Annotated in this window: 22 protein-coding genes; 10 read left to right on the top strand and 12 right to left on the bottom strand. The window is 36.9% G+C overall.

Annotation, left to right across the window (positions count from 1 at the left end; all coding sequences use genetic code 11):
* Positions 1-68 precede the first annotated feature (68 nt).
* The 4 genes from ASE92_RS17595 to cmk form a co-directional block, all read right to left on the bottom strand.
* Positions 69-1,058, bottom strand: coding sequence for an SH3 domain-containing protein (locus tag ASE92_RS17595; protein ID WP_056851430.1), 990 nt, complete (start codon positions 1,056-1,058; stop codon positions 69-71).
* Between the two features lie 124 nt (positions 1,059-1,182).
* A complete protein-coding gene (locus ASE92_RS17590; RefSeq protein WP_056851429.1) occupies positions 1,183-2,676 on the bottom strand; it encodes a TPM domain-containing protein in 1,494 nt (497 codons plus the stop codon).
* Positions 2,677-2,741: 65 nt separating this feature from the next.
* Positions 2,742-3,575 carry a DUF1080 domain-containing protein gene (locus ASE92_RS17585; RefSeq protein WP_056851428.1) on the bottom strand — a complete coding sequence of 278 codons (834 nt, stop codon included), beginning with the start codon at positions 3,573-3,575 and terminating at the stop codon, positions 2,742-2,744.
* A 60-nt stretch (positions 3,576-3,635) separates the two neighbouring features.
* Positions 3,636-4,316: a (d)CMP kinase gene (gene cmk / locus ASE92_RS17580; protein WP_056851427.1), complete on the bottom strand. Its 681-nt coding sequence runs from the start codon at positions 4,314-4,316 to the stop codon at positions 3,636-3,638.
* Positions 4,317-4,386: 70 nt separating this feature from the next.
* On the opposite strand from cmk, the gene arfB reads away from it, so the two are divergent.
* Together arfB and ASE92_RS17570 are read left to right on the top strand one after the other, a co-directional pair.
* Complete coding sequence (arfB, locus tag ASE92_RS17575) at positions 4,387-4,797, top strand: alternative ribosome rescue aminoacyl-tRNA hydrolase ArfB (RefSeq protein ID WP_235527389.1); 411 nt, start codon at positions 4,387-4,389, stop codon at positions 4,795-4,797.
* Positions 4,798-4,915: 118 nt separating this feature from the next.
* Entirely contained in the window at positions 4,916-5,938 is a 1,023-nt protein-coding gene (locus ASE92_RS17570) for an MAC/perforin domain-containing protein (RefSeq protein ID WP_056851425.1), read from the top strand.
* 47 nt (positions 5,939-5,985) lie between these two features.
* On the opposite strand, the gene ASE92_RS17565 is transcribed toward ASE92_RS17570, so the two are convergent.
* The gene (locus ASE92_RS17565) at positions 5,986-6,933 is read right to left on the bottom strand and encodes a lipid A deacylase LpxR family protein (protein ID WP_056851424.1); all 948 of its coding nucleotides are present in this window, start codon (positions 6,931-6,933) and stop codon (positions 5,986-5,988) included.
* A gap of 82 nt (positions 6,934-7,015) precedes the next feature.
* Positions 7,016-9,487: an endopeptidase La gene (gene lon, locus ASE92_RS17560; protein WP_056851423.1), complete on the bottom strand. Its 2,472-nt coding sequence runs from the start codon at positions 9,485-9,487 to the stop codon at positions 7,016-7,018.
* Between the two features lie 309 nt (positions 9,488-9,796).
* Between lon and ASE92_RS17555 the strand changes: the two genes are divergently transcribed.
* A complete protein-coding gene (locus ASE92_RS17555) occupies positions 9,797-10,417 on the top strand; it encodes a tetratricopeptide repeat protein (RefSeq protein WP_056851458.1) in 621 nt (206 codons plus the stop codon).
* A 40-nt stretch (positions 10,418-10,457) separates the two neighbouring features.
* Here ASE92_RS17555 and ASE92_RS17550 read toward each other — a convergent pair whose 3' ends face one another.
* Positions 10,458-10,988: a hypothetical protein gene (locus ASE92_RS17550; RefSeq protein WP_056851422.1), complete on the bottom strand. Its 531-nt coding sequence runs from the start codon at positions 10,986-10,988 to the stop codon at positions 10,458-10,460.
* Complete coding sequence (gene gpmI, locus ASE92_RS17545) at positions 10,988-12,511, bottom strand: 2,3-bisphosphoglycerate-independent phosphoglycerate mutase (RefSeq protein WP_235527388.1); 1,524 nt, start codon at positions 12,509-12,511, stop codon at positions 10,988-10,990. The genes ASE92_RS17550 and gpmI overlap by 1 nt, the downstream gene beginning before the upstream one ends.
* 173 nt (positions 12,512-12,684) lie before the next feature.
* On the opposite strand from gpmI, the gene ASE92_RS17540 reads away from it, so the two are divergent.
* The 4 genes from ASE92_RS17540 to ASE92_RS17525 all read left to right on the top strand — a co-directional run bounded on the left by ASE92_RS17540 (position 12,685) and on the right by ASE92_RS17525 (position 15,735).
* Positions 12,685-13,083: a DUF4783 domain-containing protein gene (locus ASE92_RS17540; protein WP_056851421.1), complete on the top strand. Its 399-nt coding sequence runs from the start codon at positions 12,685-12,687 to the stop codon at positions 13,081-13,083.
* Positions 13,084-13,296: 213 nt separating this feature from the next.
* Positions 13,297-14,139, top strand: a complete 843-nt coding sequence (gene nadC, locus ASE92_RS17535; protein ID WP_056851420.1) for a carboxylating nicotinate-nucleotide diphosphorylase — start codon at positions 13,297-13,299, stop codon at positions 14,137-14,139.
* 48 nt (positions 14,140-14,187) lie between these two features.
* Positions 14,188-14,835 (top strand): glycerol-3-phosphate 1-O-acyltransferase PlsY, encoded by a 648-nt coding sequence (plsY, locus tag ASE92_RS17530; protein ID WP_056851419.1) that lies wholly within the window; start codon positions 14,188-14,190, stop codon positions 14,833-14,835.
* Between the two features lie 96 nt (positions 14,836-14,931).
* Positions 14,932-15,735, top strand: a complete 804-nt coding sequence (locus ASE92_RS17525; protein ID WP_157255778.1) for a M48 family metallopeptidase — start codon at positions 14,932-14,934, stop codon at positions 15,733-15,735.
* A gap of 140 nt (positions 15,736-15,875) precedes the next feature.
* Here ASE92_RS17525 and ASE92_RS17520 read toward each other — a convergent pair whose 3' ends face one another.
* The 4 genes from ASE92_RS17520 to ASE92_RS17505 all read right to left on the bottom strand — a co-directional run bounded on the left by ASE92_RS17520 (position 15,876) and on the right by ASE92_RS17505 (position 21,557).
* The gene (locus ASE92_RS17520; protein ID WP_056851417.1) at positions 15,876-17,135 is read right to left on the bottom strand and encodes an anthranilate synthase component I family protein; all 1,260 of its coding nucleotides are present in this window, start codon (positions 17,133-17,135) and stop codon (positions 15,876-15,878) included.
* 228 nt (positions 17,136-17,363) lie between these two features.
* On the bottom strand, positions 17,364-18,644 hold the full coding sequence (locus ASE92_RS17515; RefSeq protein ID WP_056851416.1) for an adenylosuccinate synthase: 1,281 nt from the start codon (positions 18,642-18,644) through the stop codon (positions 17,364-17,366).
* Between the two features lie 38 nt (positions 18,645-18,682).
* The gene (locus ASE92_RS17510; RefSeq protein WP_056851415.1) at positions 18,683-19,177 is read right to left on the bottom strand and encodes a Fur family transcriptional regulator; all 495 of its coding nucleotides are present in this window, start codon (positions 19,175-19,177) and stop codon (positions 18,683-18,685) included.
* Between the two features lie 172 nt (positions 19,178-19,349).
* On the bottom strand, positions 19,350-21,557 hold the full coding sequence (locus ASE92_RS17505; RefSeq protein WP_056851414.1) for a bifunctional (p)ppGpp synthetase/guanosine-3',5'-bis(diphosphate) 3'-pyrophosphohydrolase: 2,208 nt from the start codon (positions 21,555-21,557) through the stop codon (positions 19,350-19,352).
* Positions 21,558-21,667: 110 nt separating this feature from the next.
* Here ASE92_RS17505 and ASE92_RS17500 point away from each other — a divergent pair, with 110 nt between their 5' ends.
* From ASE92_RS17500 to bshB1, 3 genes are read left to right on the top strand one after another with little or no spacing between them, the layout of a single operon-like run.
* The gene (locus tag ASE92_RS17500; protein WP_056851413.1) at positions 21,668-22,282 is read left to right on the top strand and encodes a DUF4294 domain-containing protein; all 615 of its coding nucleotides are present in this window, start codon (positions 21,668-21,670) and stop codon (positions 22,280-22,282) included.
* A 4-nt stretch (positions 22,283-22,286) separates the two neighbouring features.
* Positions 22,287-22,805, top strand: coding sequence for a glutathione peroxidase (locus tag ASE92_RS17495; protein ID WP_056851412.1), 519 nt, complete (start codon positions 22,287-22,289; stop codon positions 22,803-22,805).
* Positions 22,805-23,521 (top strand): bacillithiol biosynthesis deacetylase BshB1, encoded by a 717-nt coding sequence (gene bshB1, locus ASE92_RS17490; RefSeq protein WP_056851411.1) that lies wholly within the window; start codon positions 22,805-22,807, stop codon positions 23,519-23,521. The genes ASE92_RS17495 and bshB1 overlap by 1 nt, the downstream gene beginning before the upstream one ends.
* Positions 23,522-23,542: the final 21 nt, after the last annotated feature.

Below are 23,542 nucleotides of genomic sequence, written 5' to 3'. Positions count from 1 at the left end.
AAAAATCGGGGGCTGCCGCTGCTCCCGGGTTTATAAACAAAAGATTGTGTAAGAAACTTATGAGTAAATTACTTCTTTGTAAAGGTTCCTCTTGTAAATCCTTCTCCAACCAACGTGTTTTCATCTCTTATTAACAGGAGAATCATGTTTTGTTGGTCGTACATTTTAATCATATCTCCTTCGATCACATATTTGGTTGTGAAGGTAGAATCTGTATAAGTATCTTTAACAATAACGGAGTCTTTTGTGCCAAAATCGAAAGTTTTATATTGGGTTTCGCTATCGCTTATAAATGTGCCTGAAACTTTTTTAGGTTGGATAAAAGTAACGAAGCAAAAATAAATCACTAACAAAACTACAATGGCTGAAATACCAATCAGAATTTTATTTTGGTTTGAGTATTTGAAAATGAAATACAAAATAGTACCCATTACCAAAGCAACAACCACGAAGAAGATAATGTTAGAATAATCCTTATCAATTGAAGGAATCTCAATGGAAGTAGTATTCTTTTTAATCGGAGCCTTAACTGGCGAAACCCTCACTAAAAATTCTTTACTTACCCAGCCTTCGCCATTGGTAACCTTAATTTTGAAATAACTGGCGTCAGCTGAATCGATAACAGCTACATTTTCATTTTCCGGTAAATAACCAATTACTTTACTTTTTGGATCCGCTTTTTGCCTAACTCTTAAGTTATCAGTAGTTACGCGATAAATGACATCGGCTGTGCTATCAGCTGAATTGTTTTGCGCCATTGTGGTTTGTGGAGTTGTTGCCGGAGGCGTTGAGGCAGCAGTAGTGGAAGGAACTTTTTCGATGAAATCTTTACTTACCCAACCTTCACCAGTTTTGATTTTTATTTTATAAAATTTTGCATCGCTTGCATCCAAAACAGTAATACTTTCGTTTTGCAGTAGGTTAGCTACCACTTTGCTTTTAGGATCACTGCTCGCCCTCACTCTCAACTTGTCTGCTTTCACCCGATAAGTTTCTTGGGCCTTAACAAAGTTGGATATCAAAAAAAGAGCAGTTATCAAAAAGAAAATTCTAATCATGTTTCTGGGATTTAGCAATAGCAATTAATAAAAATATGGAAACTCGAATGAGCAAACATCGTGCTAACGGAGGCAAAATTAAAAAATACTTTCATAAGCTTCACATTATCTTGCTATAATCAGTTTACCAACTGCCCCCCGAACCACCGCCGCTGCTGCTTCCGCCGCCCCAGCTGCTCGATGAAGATGACGAACTGCTACTGCTTGATGACGAGCTGGAAGAAGATTTGGATTCTACCAACATTGGCAATACAATCCATTTTATAAATTCGACATTTTTACAGCAACTACATTCATTAATCAGCTTAGCCTGCCCATCATGACTGTATGTTGCAGCTGTTACCGTAACTTTTTTATTTAGTTTATATGTTCTGAAACTACATTTCGGACATTCTGTAAAAGTATTGTATTCTTCTGCAGGCCACTGTTTAATCACGTGTTCTTTATGATCAGCACTTTCCCAGATATCATAATCATAAGATTTTGCTATTTCTTCCGCCCGCTGTCCGCCAGTTAAAAAAGGTTTGCCTTCAATGTTAATGTCTCTATCTAAACGAATCATTTCTCGTTTTTGGCTATCAAGAATAGGATTAAATCTATCGATGTTTTTTGTACGTTTAAATAGATAATTTATTAGTGCAAATAATATTAGCGGAGAAAAAATGACCATCCAAAAATTCTTTTTATTGAAATCGGTTACCGCGTTAAAGAAATTCTGATCATCATAATATGTTTTTCTCAACGTAGAGATATGGTATAGATATCTAAAAAAGAGGCCTATAGCTAAAACACCGTATAGAATAAAAGGTATGTGGGATAATTTGATCTTCGAAAATAAACCAAACCCATCAAAAAATACGAGTGAAAAAATACTGATGAAAACAAACATGAAAAGTACGGCACAGCCGTTGGTAATTGATTTTTCTAGATCAGATTTGCCTTTAGCTTGTATGGTAAATGTTTTTTTAGTTTGTCTGTTTACCAATTTAAACACTCCGAAGAAGGCTACTATGATAACGACAATAGGTATCCAAAACTTTTCAAGGTTGTTGTTATCTTCTTGTTGAGTAAAGAATTGGTTAAGCTCCGATTTGTTGTCTGGGTTTAAGATGATCACACCAATTGCATTGATGGTATTGATTATCCCCGTTCCGAAATCATTTTCTCTAAAAGCCGGAATTAGGTTTTGTTCTGCAATGTGTTTCAGTTTTACATCGGGTAGAACCCCTTCAGTTCCTGTGCCCGTAATAAAACGATACTTCCTCCGATCTTTGGCAATAAATAAAAGCAGGCCATTGTTACTGCTCTTCTGGCCGATTCCCCAAGTGTTAAAAAGCTCATAAGCAAAGTCAAAGTCTTCCTGATCAGTATCGAAATTATTTACAATTACAACCGCTACCTGAACATTGGTTTCTTTTTCGAACCGTGAAATTGAGCTGTTAACATTGGCAACCTCATCAGCGGTAAGAATTCCATCCGGATTACTTACCCAACCGCCACCATTATTTTTAGGGTCTGGAATTTCATTGACTTTGTAAGCTTTCTGAGCAAAAGTTAATGTTGTGCAAAAGAAAAATAGTAGAAAAGTAAGCTTCTTAATTGAATGAGTTTTGCGCATCAGATCATTTAGTAACGGTTAGCAATAGCATTTCAATCATTCATAACAATAGGATATAAGTATTGTTATTCTTTAAGGATTTTATCAATTACTTGATCAAGTTTTTCCTGATTTTTAGCGTATGGAGCTAAATCGAAAAGTTTCACTGTTTTAAATTCGATTGGGTGGCTTTCGCTTTGAAGGGAAATGTAACCAGATTTTAATGGTGTGCCATCTATTTTAACTTTAGGATCGAAGTTAGTTACACTTCCGCCACCCACTTGTGGTTTTGTATATTCCAATACAACTTCTCCAGCTATAATGTGTTTAACTACTGAATCGCCAAGCACTAAAAAATCTGCGGTTACCCATTGATCGCCAGCATAAGTTTTTGATTTAGAATCCATGCAATGGCCTGTAAACAATTTGCCATCGTAATTTATTAGCGTTCCTGGTGTGCACACATTGCTGGTGTGGCGTGTATGTTCTCCGTCACCACCTAAAATCTGTGCTTCTATAGAAATCGGAAAATCCTGATCTTTTAACATTGTGGCTGGATCCTGACAATGTAGCATGGCGCCACTATTTCTTGTTGCCCAGCCCTCACCACCTTTGGCTTGATCGCCAACAAAACGGTAAGTAACCCTTAATAAGTAGTAGGAAAATGGTTTTTTGTAAAAAATGTGGCCGTACTGTTTGTCAAATTCTTTGTAGCCTTCGTAACCGACGGTCATTAAGCCATTTTTTACCCGAAATGTATTCGCGTAATTATCCTTATAATCGTGTTTGGCAATTTTAACATTCCAATCTTTTAAATCTTTGCCATTGAAAAGGTTAATCCAGCCTTTTTGTGCAGAAGCATTAAAAGAGATGATAGCAAACAGGAAAAATAGTACCGCAGAATATTGTTTTAATTTCATAGTAGCTTAATGGTTAGCAGCTAAAAATATGAAATTTAAATTAACTGAATAAATTTAATATTAATTAGGAAGCAATGGTTCAACTTTTTCGAGTGCAAAAGCCAATTGTTCTTCTTGTGTTAAATTGGTATTGTCTAAAATTATAGCGTCATCGGCCCTAACCAGTGGGCTTTCTTTGCGTGTGGTATCAGCATAATCTCGATGAGCAAGGTTTTCAAATACTTCTTCTAAAGTAGTTTGATTATTGCCCTTGCTTTCCAGTTCTTTAAACCTGCGCTCTGCTCTAATTTTGGGATCAGCTGTCATAAAGAACTTTAAGGGTGCGTTTGGAAAAACGGTGGTACCGATATCTCGCCCATCCATTACAATATTTTTCAATTTGCCCATGCGTTGTTGTTGCTTAACCATTTCATGGCGAACAATTTTATGAGCAGAAACTTCGCTCACATTTTCAGAAACAGGCATTAAACGAATCTCGTCAGAAACTTCTTCTCCGTTCAAAGTAATGTGTGATTCATAATCACGAGAATGAAAATTTAATTCGATGTGTTGTAGCGCATCAGTAACGGCTTCGTCATTAGAAATATCAATCTCATTCCTTAAGAAATACAGCGTTACTGCCCGATACATCGCACCACTATCTACATAAATAAAACCTAATTTTTTAGCCAATGCCTTTGCTAAAGTACTTTTTCCGCAAGATGAGTAGCCATCAATAGCTATAACCACGTTTTTTTTCATTCTGTTGCAAAGGTAAAAAAAGCGCTGAATTTAGTTGCTTTTTTTAGATTACTATTCTTTATACTTTTGCATGATGTTACCCACACGAGAAGAAATTTTAAAGTCAGTTACCTTCAAAACCTCCAGAAGTGGGGGCAAGGGTGGGCAAAACGTTAATAAAGTTTCCAGTAAAGTCGAATTAATCTTGGATTTGGACAATGCCACTTTTTTTAATGAAGAGGAAAAGGTGCTTTTAAAATCGCGACTCGAAAACCGAATGGACAATGATGGCTTATTGCATATTGTTTCGCAAGAAGAACGAAGTCAGCTGCTCAACAAAGAGAAAACCATTGCTAAACTGATCGACCTGCTTAAACGTTCTCTTCAGATTCAGAAAAAAAGAAAGTCTACGAAAATTCCAAAGGCAGTTATCCAAAAGCGATTAAAAAATAAAGCAGCAGTTTCAGAAAAAAAGAAAAACCGTTCCACTCGCGATTTTTAGTTATACTTTGCTATTCGGGATGTTTGATTATACGCTGTAGACCATATCAAAAATCTTATTTAATTAACTAAATTCTAAGTTGATTTTTCTAATTTTGATGACACACACAAATGACAACATGAAAAAAATCTTATTTATGCTGGCCGTATTTGCCACCCTTGCTTCGTGTAAGAAAAACTCCGAAGAAATCGAACCACCAAAGCCGTTATCGCCCGATATTGATGTAGCTATTAATGGAGCAACTAAAGAATCTCAGGCGCTATATCCATCGTCAAGTACCTTTAATTATTTAGGTTATGGTTACGATGTAACCGAGAATTTTAACAGTGAAGCCTCAATTAGAGCAAGTGTAGTTGATATGCCCAGCTTTGATGCTGATCCTTTGCACTCAGTTAATTTAAGCAGGGGTACAGAATCTTCTTGGACTACACTTGTTGCAAATAATGCTGTAGATTTATCCGAGAAATTATCAAACTCATTTAAGGAAACAAAAGGTTTAATGCTGTTTGGGCAAATCTTAAATGAAGCATTCCCCGTTAATGATACCAAAGACTCAAAATATGTATATGCATATTATTCTTACTACATGATAAGAAAACGTCATCGTTTTTATTATGACCAATCGGTTAATGGTTTTTTAACTAATGGGTTTAAGCAGGATATCAATCTTTTGAGTGCTGAAAACTTGATTAATAAATACGGAACACACGTTTTAGTTGGGGTAAAAGTGGGTGCAAAGTTTGATGTGATGTACCAGGCTATTGCAGCAAAAGGAGATAGACAAAAAATTAGTATGGAAGGGCAAAGATATGCCTTAAAAAATACCTTCGGATTGCCAAGTGGTTACTTAGACGATGTTAACTTAGCTGATTTAAATGCAAATTCTGCAGCTAAAGTGTATTACAATTCTGTTGGTGGCGATATACAAAGATTGAAAACACAAACAGCTGGGAAAAAAATGATAGTCAATATTTCAAATTGGGTGAGCTCTACAACAGAGGATAGGGCCAGGTTTATAGGAGCTCTGGATGAAGGGCTTGTTCCAATTTACAGTTTTATCAATGACGCAACTAAAAAGGCTCAAGTGAAAGCTTATTTCGATCAGTATTTGGTTGCAAAAGCAGTAAGATTAGCAAATTAAATATTTGAAGGATCGGGCAGTTGTGAACTGCCCATCTCTTTAAAAGATTACTTCCCAAATCTATAATACAAACTTAAGCCGCCATAATTTTGTGCTTTAGCTATACTTTTAACTTCTTTGGTTTTAAAGATGATGTTGAAATCAACTGTGAATCTTTTCGAGCTATAATTTACGCCGAATTGTTGCTCAAAAACAATTGGTTTCACTCCAAATGTTAATGGACTATCATCATTAAATAAACTTCCTTGTATGGTTGCATCGTAAGCAACTACATTTAACTGTGGCTTTAAGTAAAAGAAAAACTCTGATCTATTTAAAGCCGCAGTTTTTGAATTTCCAATTACTGCATTGTGGTAAGCGCTGTTAAATAACTGGTTTAGTCTGCCTGCTCTAAACAAAACTGAAGCGCCCAGGCCAGAAAACGTAGTTCCCAGGTTTGCATAGCCAGCTCCGCTTAAATCTACCACTTTATCGTTAGATCGAATTAGAAGTTTACTATAATTGGCTGCTAAATTAACCGCTAATTCATTTTTAATTTGATATTCCCATCCAGCCGGAGTATAAAAACCCACTGTTTTATGTAAGAACTTTTGTGCGTCTTGAGCCAGAGAGTTTGGTCCAACGGTACCGAGTTCTAGGCTCGTTTTCAATACACTTTCATTTTTATAAAAGATTGAATAAGCGCCTCCAGCGTACAAATAGCCAGCAAAAGGTCTATCTTGATCTTCCTTTTTAGCTACCTGACCCCAGTAAGGGGTATACATTTTTTGTCCGGCTGAAATTTCATAGGTTTTCTTCTCCACTTTTTCAGAAAAGGTAGCTGGATCTATCGCTCTGCGAAAGTAGATGAACAGGCCATTAGTATAGTAACGATCATTTAAAGTGGCTAAATACGCATCGTTTTCAGTTTTAAAACCAAACTCATTTTTAAATGATTGTGCAAAACAACCTAAAGAGATTAAACCAAGAAGTAGGGTGGTGAAAAGTGATTTCATAAAAAAGCCCCGATACTTTATCGGGGCCATAAATGTATTTATAGTTATTGGATTATTAATCAATCAGCTAAAAGATTACAATTTAGTTGACTATTGAAGCAACTTTAATGCTCAAATCCAATGGCTTTTTAACTTTGTTTTTTGTTAACGCCAATTCAATCACCTCACTCATTTCTGTTACGTAATGAAATTTAAGGTCTTTGATATAGCTTTCCTTGATTTCTAAAATATCTTTACGGTTGCTCTTACAAAGAATGATTTCTTTGATATTCGCCCTTTTCGCCGCAAGAATTTTCTCTTTAATTCCGCCAACCGGAAGTACTTTGCCACGTAGAGTAATCTCTCCGGTCATGGCTAAATGTTGCTTAACTTTGCGTTGCGTAAATGCTGATGTTAAAGCAGTAAGCATCGTAATACCCGCTGATGGCCCGTCTTTTGGTGTAGCACCGGCAGGTACGTGAACATGAACATCCCAATTATCGAATAAAGTGTAATCGATGCCAAATTCTGCAGCATGAGCACGCAAATAGGCTAAAGCAATCACTGCTGATTCTTTCATCACATCGCCTAAATTACCAGTTAAAGTTAACTTGCCTTTACCTGGACTTAAGCTCGATTCTATAAATAAAATATCGCCACCCACACTTGTCCATGCCAAGCCTGTAACTACACCAGCAACTTCATTGCCTTCGTATAAATCTTTATCGAAAATGGGTGCGCCTAAAATACGTTCAACGTCTTGATTCGTTAGCGTAGCATTATACTCTTCTTCCATTGCAAGCTTGGTAGCTACACCACGAACCAGGGAACCAATTTTTTTCTCTAAACCACGTACGCCAGATTCACGAGTATAATCTTCAATTACTTTTTCAATCAAAGCAGGTTTCAGATTTATATCCCTGTTTTGCAAACCATGATTTTCCTTTTGCTTAGGCAATAAATATTTTTTAGCGATTTCGATTTTTTCTTCAATCGTGTAACCATTCACCTCGATAATCTCCATACGATCTAGCAAAGCTGGCTGTATAGTACTTAGTGAGTTTGCGGTTGCGATGAATAAAATATTTGATAAATCGTAATCTACCTCAACGTAGTGGTCGTAAAAAGCGTTGTTCTGTTCCGGATCCAAAACCTCAAGTAAAGCTGATGATGGATCGCCACGATGGTCAGTTCCAACCTTATCAATCTCATCCAAAACAAACACAGGGTTATCTGCGCCCGCTTTTTTGATTGATGAAATAATACGCCCTGGCATTGCACCGATGTAAGTTTTGCGGTGACCGCGAATTTCAGCTTCATCGCGAATACCGCCCAAAGCCATACGAACATATTTACGTCCCAATGCTTTGGCAATTGATTTTCCTAAAGATGTTTTACCAACTCCCGGAGGGCCAACTAAACAAAGGATCGGCGCTTTCATATCGCGTTTTAGCTTTAAAACTGCTAAATATTCAACGATACGTTGCTTTACTTTTTCCAGACCAAAATGATCTTTATCTAAAATCCGTTGGGCACGTTTTAAATCGAAATTGTCTTTGGTAAATTCACTCCAAGGTAAATCTAAAAGCAATTCCAGGTAATTGAGCTGAACAGAATAATCTGGCGCTGCCGGATTCATTCTTCCAAGTTTATCTAATTCTTTATCGAAATGATCAGCAACAGGTTGTGCCCATTTTTTCTTTTTAGCTTTTTCCTGAAGGGCATCAAATTCTAAATCGGCAGAGTTTCCACCTAATTCTTCCTGAATTGTTTTTAGCTGTTGATTTAAGAAGTAATCGCGTTGTTGCTTATCAAGATCAGTACGGACTTTGGATTGGATTTGATTTCTCAATTCCAACATCTGTAGTTCTACCATCAAAAGCTCCATTACTTTCTGCGCCCGTTCCTGCAATTTGTCCATTTCAAGGATTTTTTGCTTATCGGCCATTTCGGCATTCATATTTGAAGAAATGAAATTGATCAAAAATGAATTGCTCTCGATGTTTTTAAGTGCGATACTCGCCTCACTTGGTATATTCGGCGACAGCTGAATAATTTGCGCAGACATTTCGCGGATAGACGCAATTAAGGTTTTAAACTCCTTATCGGCTTTGTGTTTTTGCTCTTCGAATTTTTTAACTACAGCCTTAATATAAGGTTCGTTTTGCACCTCTTCAATTAGGCTAAAACGCTGCTTACCCTGGATAATTACGGTGGTATTGCCATCAGGCATTTGCAGTAACTTTATAATATTTGCTACTGTACCAACGGTGTTAAGTTGCTCAAAAGTAGGGTCTTCTATCGAAACATCCTTTTGAGAAACTACTCCAATAATCTTGTTTCCTTTGTAAGCTTCTTTAATTAACTTGATTGATTTGTCTCTTCCAACGGTAATTGGAATTACTACTCCAGGGAATAAAACAGTATTTCGTAATGGCAAAATCGCCAGGGTTTCAGGTGTTTCCTCGTTGTTCATTTCCTCCTCGTCTTGTTGAGACATTAGGGGAAAAAACTCTGTATCCTCATTTATTATCGGCATAGCATTATGGAAATCAAATATATCTTCTTTACTCATTATCACTTTTCCTCTAACGACAAACTGGCAGTTCAATCGTCTTCACTTTGTTTGTTTATGTTATTCAACTAATATTTCCAACTCTTGTGCCAAAGTAGAAATACCATTAATCTTATGTTAAAAAGGCAGAGTAATATATTGTATCGGCCAATATCATATAATGAAGTTTTTAACGTTTAAGCTTTTGTTTAATATAGAATTTTTTTATTTCCAAAAATTAAAAAACTTTTAAATTATCAGAATAGGATTATATTGCAACAAATTTCGTCTTTTTTGGCGGTAGAATTACAAAAACATATTATTCGTTACATGAACTATTTTAGACACGCAATTTTAGGATTAATCATATTATCATCTACCAGCACTTTTGCACAAAACAATTACGAGCGTAGCATGCAGGCAATGATCAAAGGAGATTATAAAACTGCCGTTACCCAACTGGAAAAAGCCGATGCTAAAACCCCAGAGAATGCTAAAATTTTGCAGATGTTAGGCTATTCATATTTTCAAAATGCTCAATATGAAAAGTGTATTGAAACATACAGTCGTTTAATTACAGTAAAACCATCAGAAGTTTCTGCATACTACTATCGTGGAAAAGCAAGGTTAAATATAGCGAACGATCCAAAGGAGTCATTAAACACCATGCGTGAAAATTTTTATACCGCTGCAATTAAAGATTTTACCAAGGCCATTGAAATTAATGGTGATGAGGATACGCAAATGTTTCAAAATCGTGCTTTAGCTTATAAAGACTATGCGATTTTTAGATCGTATAAGGCCAAACGGAAAGATGAGAAGACCGCATGTGTTGCACTGTTTAACAATTCAATCGCAGATTTTCAAAAGGTGTTAACTATGCAGCCGCTCCGGAAGGATATTATAGATTGGGTTGCCTACGATAAGGCGCAAATCGCTTCATTAAAATAGAGATAAGAAAACAGGCTTTGAAATTTCAAAGCCTGTTTTTTTATTTCAATTTCCCAGTAATTTGATAACTCTTAGTGTTCAGCAGCTTTATTTTTTGCTGTTTTTTGATCGCGTACAAGCTATCAGGATAATAACGTAAAGTATCGTTAGATTGAAAAAGGATGTTTTTATTGGCGATGATAACTTCTATTAGACCTGCTCTCTCACCGTTCCATTTAATAGAAACCCTCTTGATCGGTATTTTCTTACTATCTGAAGTATAATAATCTACACCATTTTGCTCGCTAATATCAAAACTTCCCCTCCAAGAAGCTTTGTTAATATCAGCATTAATAAACACAGCAAATTCTTTCTTCCAGTCTGCTATCTTAATTTTTTTGCTTTCTTGCTTGCCGTTAACTGATACTGTTTTGTTCACTACTGGATTAAGTTTCTGCAAACGAACAGCCTCCTTTTCGAAATATCCTTTCAAATCAAAGTACAGCAAATTTGTATTTGCTTTAGATTTTTTATCTTCATTACAAGAAACAAAGGCAACAGCAAGGAGTAAAATATAAATTCTTCTATTCATTATACTAACACATTTCCTGTCATTTCTTCAGGAATTGGAACACCTAAAATTTTTAAAACAGTAGGAGCAATATCGCCCAATTTACCATCAGCAATGGTTTTATAGTCGCTGTCAATTAAAATACAAGGAACAAGATTGGTGGTGTGGGCAGTATTAACAGAACCGTCGCCATTTACCATATATTCTGAATTTCCATGATCTGCTAACAAGATAAAGGAGTAACCATTTTCCATCCCTTTGCGCACTACTATTTCTGCGCACTTGTCGGCAGTTTCAACCGCTTTTACTACTGCATCGAAAACACCGGTATGGCCTACCATATCAGGGTTGGCGAAGTTTAAGCAAATAAAATCTGGCCAACCTGTTTCCATTTCTGCAATAATGGCTTCGGTAATTCCTGCAGCACTCATCTCCGGTTGTAAATCGTAAGTTGCTACTTTTGGGGAAGGTATTAAAATACGTTTTTCGTTAGCGAATTCAGTTTCTCTTCCTCCAGAGAAAAAGAAAGTTACATGAGGATATTTTTCAGTTTCAGCAATGCGAATTTGATTTTTATTGTTTTCGGCTAAAACCTCACCGATCGTTTTCGTCAAATCGTCTTTTGTAAAAATTACATTTACTTTTTCAAAGCTTTCATCATAGGTAGTCATCGTAACATAATACAATGGCAATTTATGCATGTGTTGCTCCGGAAAATCTTTTTGCGTTAGCGCAGTTGTAATTTCTCTTCCTCTATCTGTACGGAAATTGAAGCAGATTACCACATCATCATTTTTGATGGTCGCCACTGGCTCGCCATTATCCTGGGTGAGTACAACTGGTTGCAAAAACTCATCTGTTACGCCGTTCTGATAAGATTTTTTAATCGTAGCCAAAGCATCTTGTGTTCTTTCACCAACACCGTTAACCATTACATCATAAGCTTGTTTCACACGTTCCCAGCGATTATCGCGATCCATTGCGTAGTAGCGACCAACCATGGTAGCTAATTTAGCCGATGTGTTTTTAATGTGATTTTGAAGATCGCTAATAAAACCTAAACCAGAATTTGGGTCTGTATCCCTTCCGTCTAAGAAAGCATGAACAAAAGTTTTTTCAACATGTGCTTCATTTGCGGCATCACACAAAGCTTTTAAGTGTTCGATATGGGCATGAACTCCGCCATTTGAAACCAGTCCAATGAAATGCACAGCTTTATTATTTTGCTTTGCATAATCAAAAGCAGCTAACAAAATCGGGTTAACATGTAATTCCCTGTCTGCAATAGATTTGTTAATTCTTCCAAGTTCTTGATAAACTACTCTGCCTGCGCCTAAATTCATGTGGCCTACTTCCGAATTTCCCATTTGTCCGGCTGGCAAACCCACCGCTTCACCAGAAGCCTCAAGTTTTGAGTTGGGATAATTTTTAATTAATGAATCGAAAAAAGGAGTGTTGGCAGCATAGGCCGCATCCGAATTATCTTTTCTTCCGTAACCCCAGCCATCTAAAATTATAAGCGCAAGTTTTTTATTAGTTATCATATTAATTTTAAAATTTAATTGAACACTGATAAAACATTTTCATTTAAAACATGTTTTAGTGTTTTGATATCAGGGCAAATATAACTTTATTGAAGCTTATACAAATGATGTAATCTATTTTTTGATAAGCTAATGGCATAATTTTAGCTATACCGAGATTATAAAATACAGAAATGATCCGGAGCTTGTTTTTATTAATTATTAGTTTATCATCATTATTTAGTCCTAAAGCCTTTCAGGGTGATATCATTGATGATTTATCTTCGTATTTTAAATCTAGTAACGCTAAAGAAATTGCAAAAAATTTCGCATCAACTATCGAACTTATCATTATTGACGATGAAGATGTATACTCAAAAGCACAGGGAGAACAAATATTACGAGATTTTTTCATCAAACATCCACCCGTTAAAACAAGTATTTTCCACAAAATTAATACTAATCCTAACTACCGTTTTGGTGTTATTCTTTTAAGCACTTCAAAAGAAACTTTTAGAGTTTCAGTAACCATGAAGAAATTAAATAATAGCTTTTTAATTACCGAATTACGAATCGAACCTGCGAAGGATTAATCACTTCTTTAGCTTCCTTTTAAAACAAGGCTTTTTGTTTATTCCCGACAATCACTATTTCTTTTTAGACTGAAGTTTATAAAAATCCTTTTAGCTAATGAAGAGCTATAGATGATTTTCGATACCAAATAATAATTCCAGCATTCGTTTAAATCTGTCAGTAAATTGTCTGCTAACAAATAATTCTTATTTTTGCCTTTTAAAATCTATATTTTGGATATTCAACTTATACACCCGTTCATAAAAAATGCATTAACTGAAGATGTTGGCGATGGCGATCATACTTCATTATCAACTATTCCAGCCGGAACATTAGGAAAGGCCAAATTGATTATCAAAGAAGATGGCATTTTAGCGGGTATGGAACTAGCAGTAGAAATTTTTAAAGAGGTAGATGCCGATTTAAAAGTTGATGTATTGATCAATGATGGAGCTAGAGTTAAATTCGGAGATATTGGTTTAACGGTAGAAGGAAGTACACATTCCATTCTCATTGCAGAACGCTTGGTGTTAAATTGCATGCAAAGAATGAGCGGCATAGCAACTAAAACCAATCGCATTGTTTCGCTTTTAAAAGGGACGAAGACTCAAATATTAGATACTCGTAAAACTACACCTGGTTTGCGTTATCTGGAGAAATGGGCCGTAAGGATTGGTGGAGGTGTAAACCATAGAATTGGTTTGTACGACATGATTTTGATTAAGGATAACCATGTGGATTATGCTGGGGGAATTTCAAATGCAATTGGAGCCGCTCAACAATATCTTAAACACAACCAAAAATCGCTACAAATTGAGATTGAAGTGAGGGATATTGAGGAATTAACTGCAGTATTAGCAATTGGTGGTGTTGATCGCATCATGTTGGATAATTTTAGTTTCGATAATTTAAGAGCTGCCGTAAAACTCATAGATGGTCGGTTTATCACTGAAGCATCGGGTGGAATTACGGAAGAGAACGTTGCTGAATATGCAGCCTGTGGTGTAGACTTTATATCAATGGGTGCACTTACACATTCTGTTAAAAGTTTAGACATTAGTTTAAAGGCATACTAAATGATTTGCTATAAAATGGAAGGCTTATTTTTTGTATCATTGTAGGCTATGGTTACGGTTTATTCTCTCAGTGCATTATTAGTTGCCTATCTTTTTGGATCAATACCAACTGCTGTATGGCTCGGTCAGGCGTTTTATGGCGTTGATGTACGGGAATATGGAAGTGGAAACGCAGGTGCTACCAACACATTCAGGGTGTTGGGTAAGAAAGCTGGTATAGCCGTAATGATTATTGATATTGCTAAAGGATACACCGCTACCAACTTAGCTTATCTCATAGGCATGTCTGTTACTGGGCCTCAAAATTCAGTTGTTTTTGTAAATTACCAATTGGCGCTTGGCGTAACCGCAGTGATGGGCCACTTATTCCCTGTTTTTGCCGGTTTTCGTGGGGGCAAAGGCGTTGCCACTCTTTTTGGAATGATTTTGGCAGTTAATTTCGAAGCCTCTATGCTTTGTGTTCTGGTTTTTGTGGTTGTGCTATTATTAACGAAATATGTATCCTTAAGTTCCATTTGTGCAGGTTTTACATTTCCATTAAGTGTGGTTTTTTTGTTTCAGGTTTCTATAAAATCTGAAGTGTTATATGGAATGGTGGTATGTATTTTAATATTAGTCACCCACCAAAAAAATCTCGAGAGATTGCTAAAAGGCAAAGAATCAAAAGTGTATTTGTTTAGGAAAAAAACTGGTTAATTAACAAAAACACATTCACCCAAAACATATTTGTTGTCTTGCTGTTTACTAATTCAGCTTGCAAAACAAGTATCACTGATCATTTAAATTCTCAATATGAAAAAGTTATTTTTAACAGCAAGTGTTGCTGGTATTCTATTATTTAATTCATGTTCTACAGTTCCATTAACTGGTAGAAGCAGACTCAGCTTGGTAGACGATAGTTCATTGCAACAACAAGCTGCAATAGGATATCAACAATTGTTAAGTGATCCTCAAACTAAAGTAGTTGCTTCTAACAACAGCAATGCCGCTATGGTAAAACGTGTGGGGCAAAAAATTGCTGCTGCCGTAACTCAATATATGAACCAGAACGGGTTTGGTGAACAGATTAAAAATTATAAATGGGAATATAATTTAATCGATAGTAAAGAAATAAATGCTTGGTGTATGCCAGGGGGAAAAATTGCCGTTTACACTGGTATTTTACCTGTAACGAAAGATGAAGCGGGTTTGGCTACCGTTATGGGCCATGAAGTTGCACATGCTATTGCTCAGCATTCGGCAGAGCGGGCTTCGCAAATGCAGGCTGCACAGGTTGGAGGAGCATTAGTTGGAGCTGCATCTTCCAACTCGAAATACGCAGATTATATTAACCAGGCTTATGGTATTGGTGGACAATTGACCATTCTCAAATATGGTAGAAACCAAGAATTAGAAGCTGATAAAATGGGTTTATCATTCATGGCAATGGCCGGTTATAATCCTAGTACAGCGATCGGTTTTTGGCAAAGGATGGCACAAGAAAGTGCAGGTTCGCAAAAACCACCAGCATTTTTAAGTACTCACCCAACAGATCAATCGCGTATTGCACAAATACAAAGAGATTTGCCAGAGGCGATGAAGTATTACAAAAAATAGAGTAGAAAGTATAAAGTGAAAAGTTAAAGGTGGAAAGATTTGCTCAGCAAAATTTCCACCTTTTTTGTTGGACGGAAAACAAGTTATTTGGCCTGCTGTTTTTGACTAATGACTAATGACTAATGACTAATGACTAATGACTAATGACTGCCTAGCACTTTCAAAATTGCACTAGCCTTAAGTAAACATTCTTCGTATTCTTTTTCAGAATCACATTGGTAAGTTATTGCTCCACCAACCTGAAACGATAAGTATTTATTAGCCGCATTATAGAGAATACTTCTAATCACTACATTGAAATCAAAATCTCCATTAGGGCTGATACAGCCAAATGAGCCTGAGTAAACTCCTCTTTTTGTTTCCTCGTATTGTTCGATCAACTGCATGGCTTTAACTTTGGGTGCACCAGTCATTGAGCCCATTGGGAAAGCATTTCGGATGGCATCGATAAAATGAACGTCAGGATCGAGCTGACAACTTATAGTCGAAATCATTTGATGTACCTGTGAGAAACTGTAGATGCCGAACATCTCTTCCACTGTTACTGAGCCTTTAACCGCTGATCTGGTTAAATCGTGACGAACCAAATCTACAATCATCACATTTTCCGACTGTTCCTTCACGTCGTTTCTGAGTTGGATTTTGATATTCTCGTCTTCACTTGGATTATCACTTCTCCTCGCCGTACCTTTAATAGGTTGCGAAATTAACTTTGGACCCCGTTTACAAAGAAAACGCTCTGGAGTAGCTGATAAGATATATTGATTGTAAACTTTGAAATATCCGGCAAATGGAGTAGGAGAAATCTCATTTAGCATGCTGAAAGTTCCCACAGGGTTAATTTCTGCATTCTCGGCAAAAAACTCCTGACAGAAATTGACTTCGTAGATGTCGCCACGAAGAATGTGGTCTTTGAGTTTTTCGATGCTTTCTAAATATTCATTCCGGTTAATTCTTTGGTTAATGTTTACCTGCTGTTCTATAACCTTTTCTGGTGGATTAAAAATATTGATTTCATCTAACAGTGAATCTGATCCAATTAAAACATTCGCTTTACCGTTTTTACAGGCAATCAAATACTTCGGGATGAAAAAGTATAAATCTGGAAAATTTAAGTGATCGATGTTGTGCGATTCAAGATCTTCAATTTCATTTTTAAGGTCGTAGCTGAAGAAACCAAACATCCATTGTTTGTCGTTTTCATAAAACACCTTCAGTGCTTCAAAAGCATTTTTGCTAGAATGTTGTAACTCTTTTTGAACACCAGCAGCGATAATAAAATCGTACGCCGAATAAGTATCTTTATATTGGTTTGAATCTAAAAAGCAGCAAACCTCGAATTGGTTCGCCCAATGCAAAGCTTTATGTTTAAAATCAGATTTGGTTTGTGAGGTTTTCAAACTGCGGCAAAGGTAACTAAACCCGACATAAGTAGAAAGCTCCAGTAGCACATTCTTTCAGTTTCAAATAAGCTTTCACGCGGGAATTGCAACATTGGCGGGAGTAACGTTAATAGTAGCGGTTGCTGAGCTTTCTAAATAAAAAAAGCAACCCAAAATGGATTGCTTAAATATTTTTACGGTTTGCTAATAAAAAGATCTTCACTTATTGTCAAGATGACGAATCTACTAGCGTAACTCCAGGGTTTGTGCTCTATCTGGTCCTACTGAAAGGAACTTAATCGGCACCTCTAATTCTTTTTCTAAGAATGCGATGTAATCGTTCAATTTTGCTGGAATCTCTTCAACAGAAGTTATTTTAGTTACATCAGTTGCCCAACCTTCAATTGCTTTCAACACCGGTTTTGGTTCAATTGAAATGATATCGTAAGGCATGTAATCGATGGTTTCACCATTATATTCGTAATGGGTACAAGCGTAAATCGTATCGAAAGTATCCAATACATCAGCTTTCATCATAATTAATTCGGTAACACCGTTTAACATGATCGCATATTTTAATGCAGGAAGATCGATCCAGCCACAACGACGGGCACGGCCTGTAGTTGCACCAAACTCGTGACCTAAAGCACGAAGGTTTTCACCCACTTCGTTATCTAATTCGGTTGGGAAAGGACCGCCGCCAACACGCGTACAATATGCTTTGAAGATACCATAAACAGCACCAACTTTGTTTGGAGCAATGCCTAAACCGGTACAAGCACCTGCAGTTGTAGTATTGCTCGAAGTTACGAATGGATATGAACCAAAATCAACATCTAACAAGGTGCCTTGCGCACCCTCGGCCAAAACCGCTTTCCCTTCTCTTAGGTAGCCATTAACAAAATGCTCGCTATCTACATGAGGTATACTTTTTAAGAATTCAATTGCTTCAAAGAAAGAGGCTTCTTTTTCAGTCAAATCATATTCAAAACCTTCATAATGCGAAAGGATCTCAGTATGTTTTTCTACCAACTTAGTATAACGCTCTTTAAAATCAGGAAGAGTGGTATCTCCAACGCGTAAACCGTTACGGCCGGTTTTATCCATGTAAGTTGGACCGATGCCTTTTAAGGTTGAGCCGATTTTATTCTTGCCCATCCTAGCCTCGTTCGCGGCATCCAATAATTGGTGGGTTGGTAAAATTAAGTGTGCTTTACGGGCAATTACCAATTTGCCGTCGGCAACTGGATCATGACCAGCTTTTTTTAAATTATCTAGCTCTCTTTTTAAAATGATTGGATCGATAACTACACCATTACCGATAAGGTTCATGGTTTTTTCGTTGAAAATTCCTGATGGGATAGTATTTAAAACGAATTTCTTGCCATCAAACTCTAAAGTATGTCCGGCATTTGGGCCACCCTGAAAACGGGCAATAAGATCATATTTTGGACTGAGTACATCAACGATTTTTCCCTTTCCTTCGTCGCCCCATTGTAGGCCGAGAAGTACATCTACTTGCGTCATTATTAAAAATTTAAGCTGGTTTTATTTTGTGGATTGATTTAATTTGCTTCAAGCTTTGCCGCTCCGGCGGTTTCATTTACTTTTCTGGCCATGCTGCAATCTGAGCAAAAACCATAAAGGTTTAAAGAATGGTGTTTTACGTCAAATTTTAAAAGATCACCCACCATTGTTTGAATTTGGTGAATACGGGGATCGCAAAATTCTACTACCTTTCCGCACTCAATACAAATTACGTGATCGTGTTGACGATAGCCATAAGATTTTTCGAATTGCGCCATGTTTTTACCAAACTGGTGTTTGGTAACCAGGTCACACGAAACCAATAATTCCAGCGTGTTATAAACCGTAGCACGGCTTACGCGATATTTCTGGTTTTTCATGTGGATGTAAAGGGTTTCAACATCAAAGTGATCGTTTCGGGAATATATTTCTTCCAGGATAGCGAAACGCTCCGGTGTTTTGCGTAGATTTTTGTTCTCTAAATAAGCCTCAAAAATCTTGCGAACGAGCTCATTTGTATTTTGTTCAGACATAGTTTTTAAACTCCGTTCAAAGGTAGTCAAATTGTTTGACTGTTTAATTTTTAGATTGTTGAAATGTTGTAATAAGTCCGATTTCATCAGCCATTGGTCGACAGTTATGAGTCAAAGATCATTTCAATTTGCGAACTAGATTTTGGACTACCGACAAAAGACTTCGGACTAATTATGCATCAAACCTGGTTACTCCTGTAACGCCTTTCACTTTTAACAGATTCCTAATCAAATTTTCCAGATGTTCGGTGTCATTTACAAAGATCATAATGGAACCGTCAAAAATCCCCTCGTTCGTGTCAACCGTAATTGATCTCATGTTAACTTTAAAATCTGTTGAAATCACCCTCGTGATGTTATTGATTAATCCTACATCATCAATTCCAACGATACGCAAGCCGGTTAAGAAGGTTAGTTCCTGCTGTTTATTCCACTTCGCTTTTACCACTCGGTAGCCGTAATTAGCCATCAGTTGTGCTGCATTCGGGCAATTTGTCCGGTGGATTTTTATGCCATCGCTTACCGTAATAAAACCAAAAACGTCATCGCCGGGAATGGGATTGCAACATGCAGCAAGGGTATAATCAATACGCTGCATATCTTCGCCAATCAGAAGGATGTCAGAATCACCGCCTTTTATCTTATTCTTAATCCCATCAACAGATAGGTTTTCAGGGCGTTCTGGTGCACGGCTCTCTACTTCTTTCTCCGTATTTAGATACTCCTTAATGTCTTTAAGCTCAATTTTTCCTAAAGCCACATTGACAAAAAGCTCTTGCGTTGATGGCAGTTTAAAGAAATAGCTTAATTTCTGTAAATTATCGGTGTTGTAAGTAATCTTCAACGATTTCAGTTTACGTTCTAATATCTCTTTACCGTTGTCAGCAATTTTGCGTTTTTCTTCTTTTAAAGATGATTTAATTTTTGACTTCGCCTTCGCCGTAACCACAATATTCAGCCAGTCTTCTTTCGGTGTCTGCTTACTGGAAGTGATAATCTCTACCTGATCTCCATTTTGGAGCTTGTAAGAAATTGGTACTAATTTGTGGTTAACTTTCGCTCCAATACAGGTAGCGCCCACGCCAGTATGAATTTCAAAGGCAAAATCTAAAGCTGTAGCACCTAAAGGCAATTGAATTAATGCTCCTTTTGGTGTAAAGATGAAAATCTCATCCGAAAACAGATTCATTTTAAAATCATCAAGAAAATCCAAAGCGTTGGCTTCAGGATTATTAAGCATTTCCCTAACTTTTTGAATCCATTGATCCAAACCGTTATCATTGCTCGATTCTTTGTATTTCCAGTGTGCTGCAAAACCTTTTTCGGCAATTTCATTCATCCGTTGCGTACGGATTTGCACTTCTACCCATTGCCCACGAGGCCCCATTACGGTGGTGTGCAAACTTTCATAACCATTTCCTTTTGGCGAAGAAACCCAGTCGCGTAAACGATCGGGATTAGGGCGGTATAAATCTGTAACAATCGAATAAGCTTTCCAGCAATCGGCTTTTTCGTTTTCGTAAGCACTATCCAAAATAATCCTAATGGCAAAAAGATCATAAACTTCCTCGAAAGGAATGTTTTTCTTTTTCATCTTATTCCAGATCGAATGAATAGATTTTGGACGGCCGTATACATCGGCTACTAAACCCTGCTCATGAACGATCTCGTCAATCGGCTCAACAAATTTTTTGATGAATAATGCCCTTTCTGCCTTTTTCTCGTTTAGTTTTTTAGCAATAAATTTATAGGTGTCAGGATCAAGATATTTCATCGAAAGATCTTCCAATTCTGATTTTATGGCGTATAAACCTAGTCGATGGGCGAGTGGCGCGTATAAATAAATCGTTTCCGAAGCGATTTTAAGTTGCTTGTGTCGAGGCATAAAATCCATAGTGCGCATGTTATGCAAACGATCTGCAAGTTTGATCAGAATTACCCGAACATCATCCGCCAGCGTAAGCAACATTTTACGGAAATTCTCTGCCTGCAAAGAACTATTGGTGTCGAAAACCCCTGAAATTTTAGTTAACCCATCAATAATTTTCGCGGTTTTCTTGCCAAATTCACGCTCAATATCTTCTAAAGTAATGTCAGTATCTTCTACCACATCGTGAAGCAGGGCACAAACAATTGAGGTAGTACCTAAACCAATTTCTTCTGCAGCAATTTGAGCTACAGCAATTGGATGATAAATATAGGGTTCGCCAGATTTTCGACGCATGTCTTTATGGCTTTCCAATGCCATATCAAAAGCTTTTCGAATCTCTTTTTTATCTCCTTTTTGCAAAGTAGATTTGCTTGCCCTCAGTAATGCCCTGTATCTTTTAAGAATCTCTTGCTTTTCCGCCTCTAAATCAATCACTAACTCTGTTTTCATTTGTTTTTTTTGCGTAAAAATTTTCGTCTTATCTATTAATAAAACTTATATTAGTTCTGTTGAACGACTAATATATGAAATAACACCTAACTTTGTGAAGGTATAAATTTATGAAATTTAAAGGGCTAATCATTCTGTTTATTGTCATGATTTTTAGTGAAAAGCTAAAAGCTCAAGACCCTGTCCAACCGGTTTTTCCAAAACTGGGCAAAGCAGATACCATTCGTGTAGCATCAACAAATGATAATGGTGTGATGATTCCCTGGATGCAGCTGTTGGATGTGAGTATTTACGCAAACAGAATTTGGAAATCTCCTGCAGAGAAAGCTGCTTATAATCGCTTGCGATACAACGTTTTAAAAGTTATGCCTTATGCTAAATTCGCGAAACGGAGATATGAGCAATTAGAGGAGGAGATAGCAAGAACACCTGAAAAAAGAGAACAAAAGAAGTTGGTTAAACAATGTGATAAGGAAATTAAAGACATGTTTAACCGTGAAATAAAGGAGTTAACCATTACGCAGGGCCAAATACTTACTAAGCTTATTGACAGGGAAGTGGGCCGAACCACTTATGACATTGTTAAGCAAACCAAGGGTGGGTTCGCTGCATTCTCCTATCAGATTGTGGCCAGAGTAGTGGGGCATAATTTAAAAAGCACCTATAATCCTAACGAAGATAGAGATATAGAATCGATCATTCGTACTTCTGGATTTTATCAATAATCTAATGCAAAATAGCATTCCTAATATTTATTCCTTTAAAGTTAAAAAGATCAATGGTGAAGATCAGCCTTTATCGGCTTATCGAAATAAAGTTGTTTTGATTGTAAACACTGCGTCTGAGTGCGGCTTTACTCCGCAGTTGAAAGAGCTGCAGCAATTGAAGGACGAAATAGATCATCCTGACTTCGAGATTTTGGGTTTCCCTACGAATGATTTTGGCAAACAAGAACCACTAGATGGATCAGATATAGCCAGTTTTTGCGAAGTTAATCATGGCGTAAAATTTCCGGTTTTTGATAAAATTATGGTGCGTGGCGCAAATGCACACCCGCTTTATCTCTTTTTAAGTGAGAAGAAGCAGAACGGTAAGCTGAACGCTAAACCCCGGTGGAATTTTCATAAATATCTTTTGAATAGAAAGGGAGAGTTGGTTGATTTCTATTTTCCATTCACTAAACCTTTAAGTTCGAAAATCAAAAAGAAAGTCCATCAACTATTGAATGAAAATTCCAATCATAAATAATGAAGTTAGATATTTTAGTCATAGCCGTTCATCCTGATGATGCAGAACTTTGCTGCTCAGGAACTATTTTAAAGCATATTGCCTTAGGTAAAAAAGTTGGAATTGTAGATTTAACCCGTGGTGAATTGGGGACTCGTGGGACCGCAGAAACCAGAGATGAAGAAGCCGCAGATTCTGCTAAAATTTTAGGATTGCACGCCCGCGAAAATCTTCGGCTTCGCGACGGATTTTTTCAAAACGATGAGTTTCATAGGCTCAAAGTGATTGAAATGATCAGAAAATACCAGCCTGAAATTATTTTAAGCAATGCGCTGGAAGATCGTCACCCAGATCATGGTAGGGCAGGAGATTTGGTGTACGATTCTGTTTTTTTATCAGGACTTCCTAAAATAGAAACTGATTTAGATGGTGTAAACCAGGCGGCTCACCGACCAAGATTGCTATTGCAATATATTCAAGATCGTTATTTAAAGCCAGATATTATCGTAGATATTTCTGATCACATGGATAAGAAGATTGAATCCATTAAAGCCTTCAAAACGCAATTCTATAATCCTGATGTAGATGGCTTGCAAACTTATATTTCTTCGCCAGAGTTTTTCGAAACTGTAATTGGTCGTTCGAGGGAGTTTGGTAAAAGCATTGGCGCTACATTTGGCGAGGGTTTTACCTCAAGAAAGTTGTTGGGTGTTGATAATTTGTTTGATTTGAGGTAATGCCAAAATATATTTAGGCGC

Origin of the sequence: Pedobacter sp. Leaf41 (assembly GCF_001422545.1) — a bacterium.
GTDB lineage: Bacteria > Bacteroidota > Bacteroidia > Sphingobacteriales > Sphingobacteriaceae > Pedobacter.
This window is presented reverse-complemented; position numbering and strand designations above follow the sequence as displayed.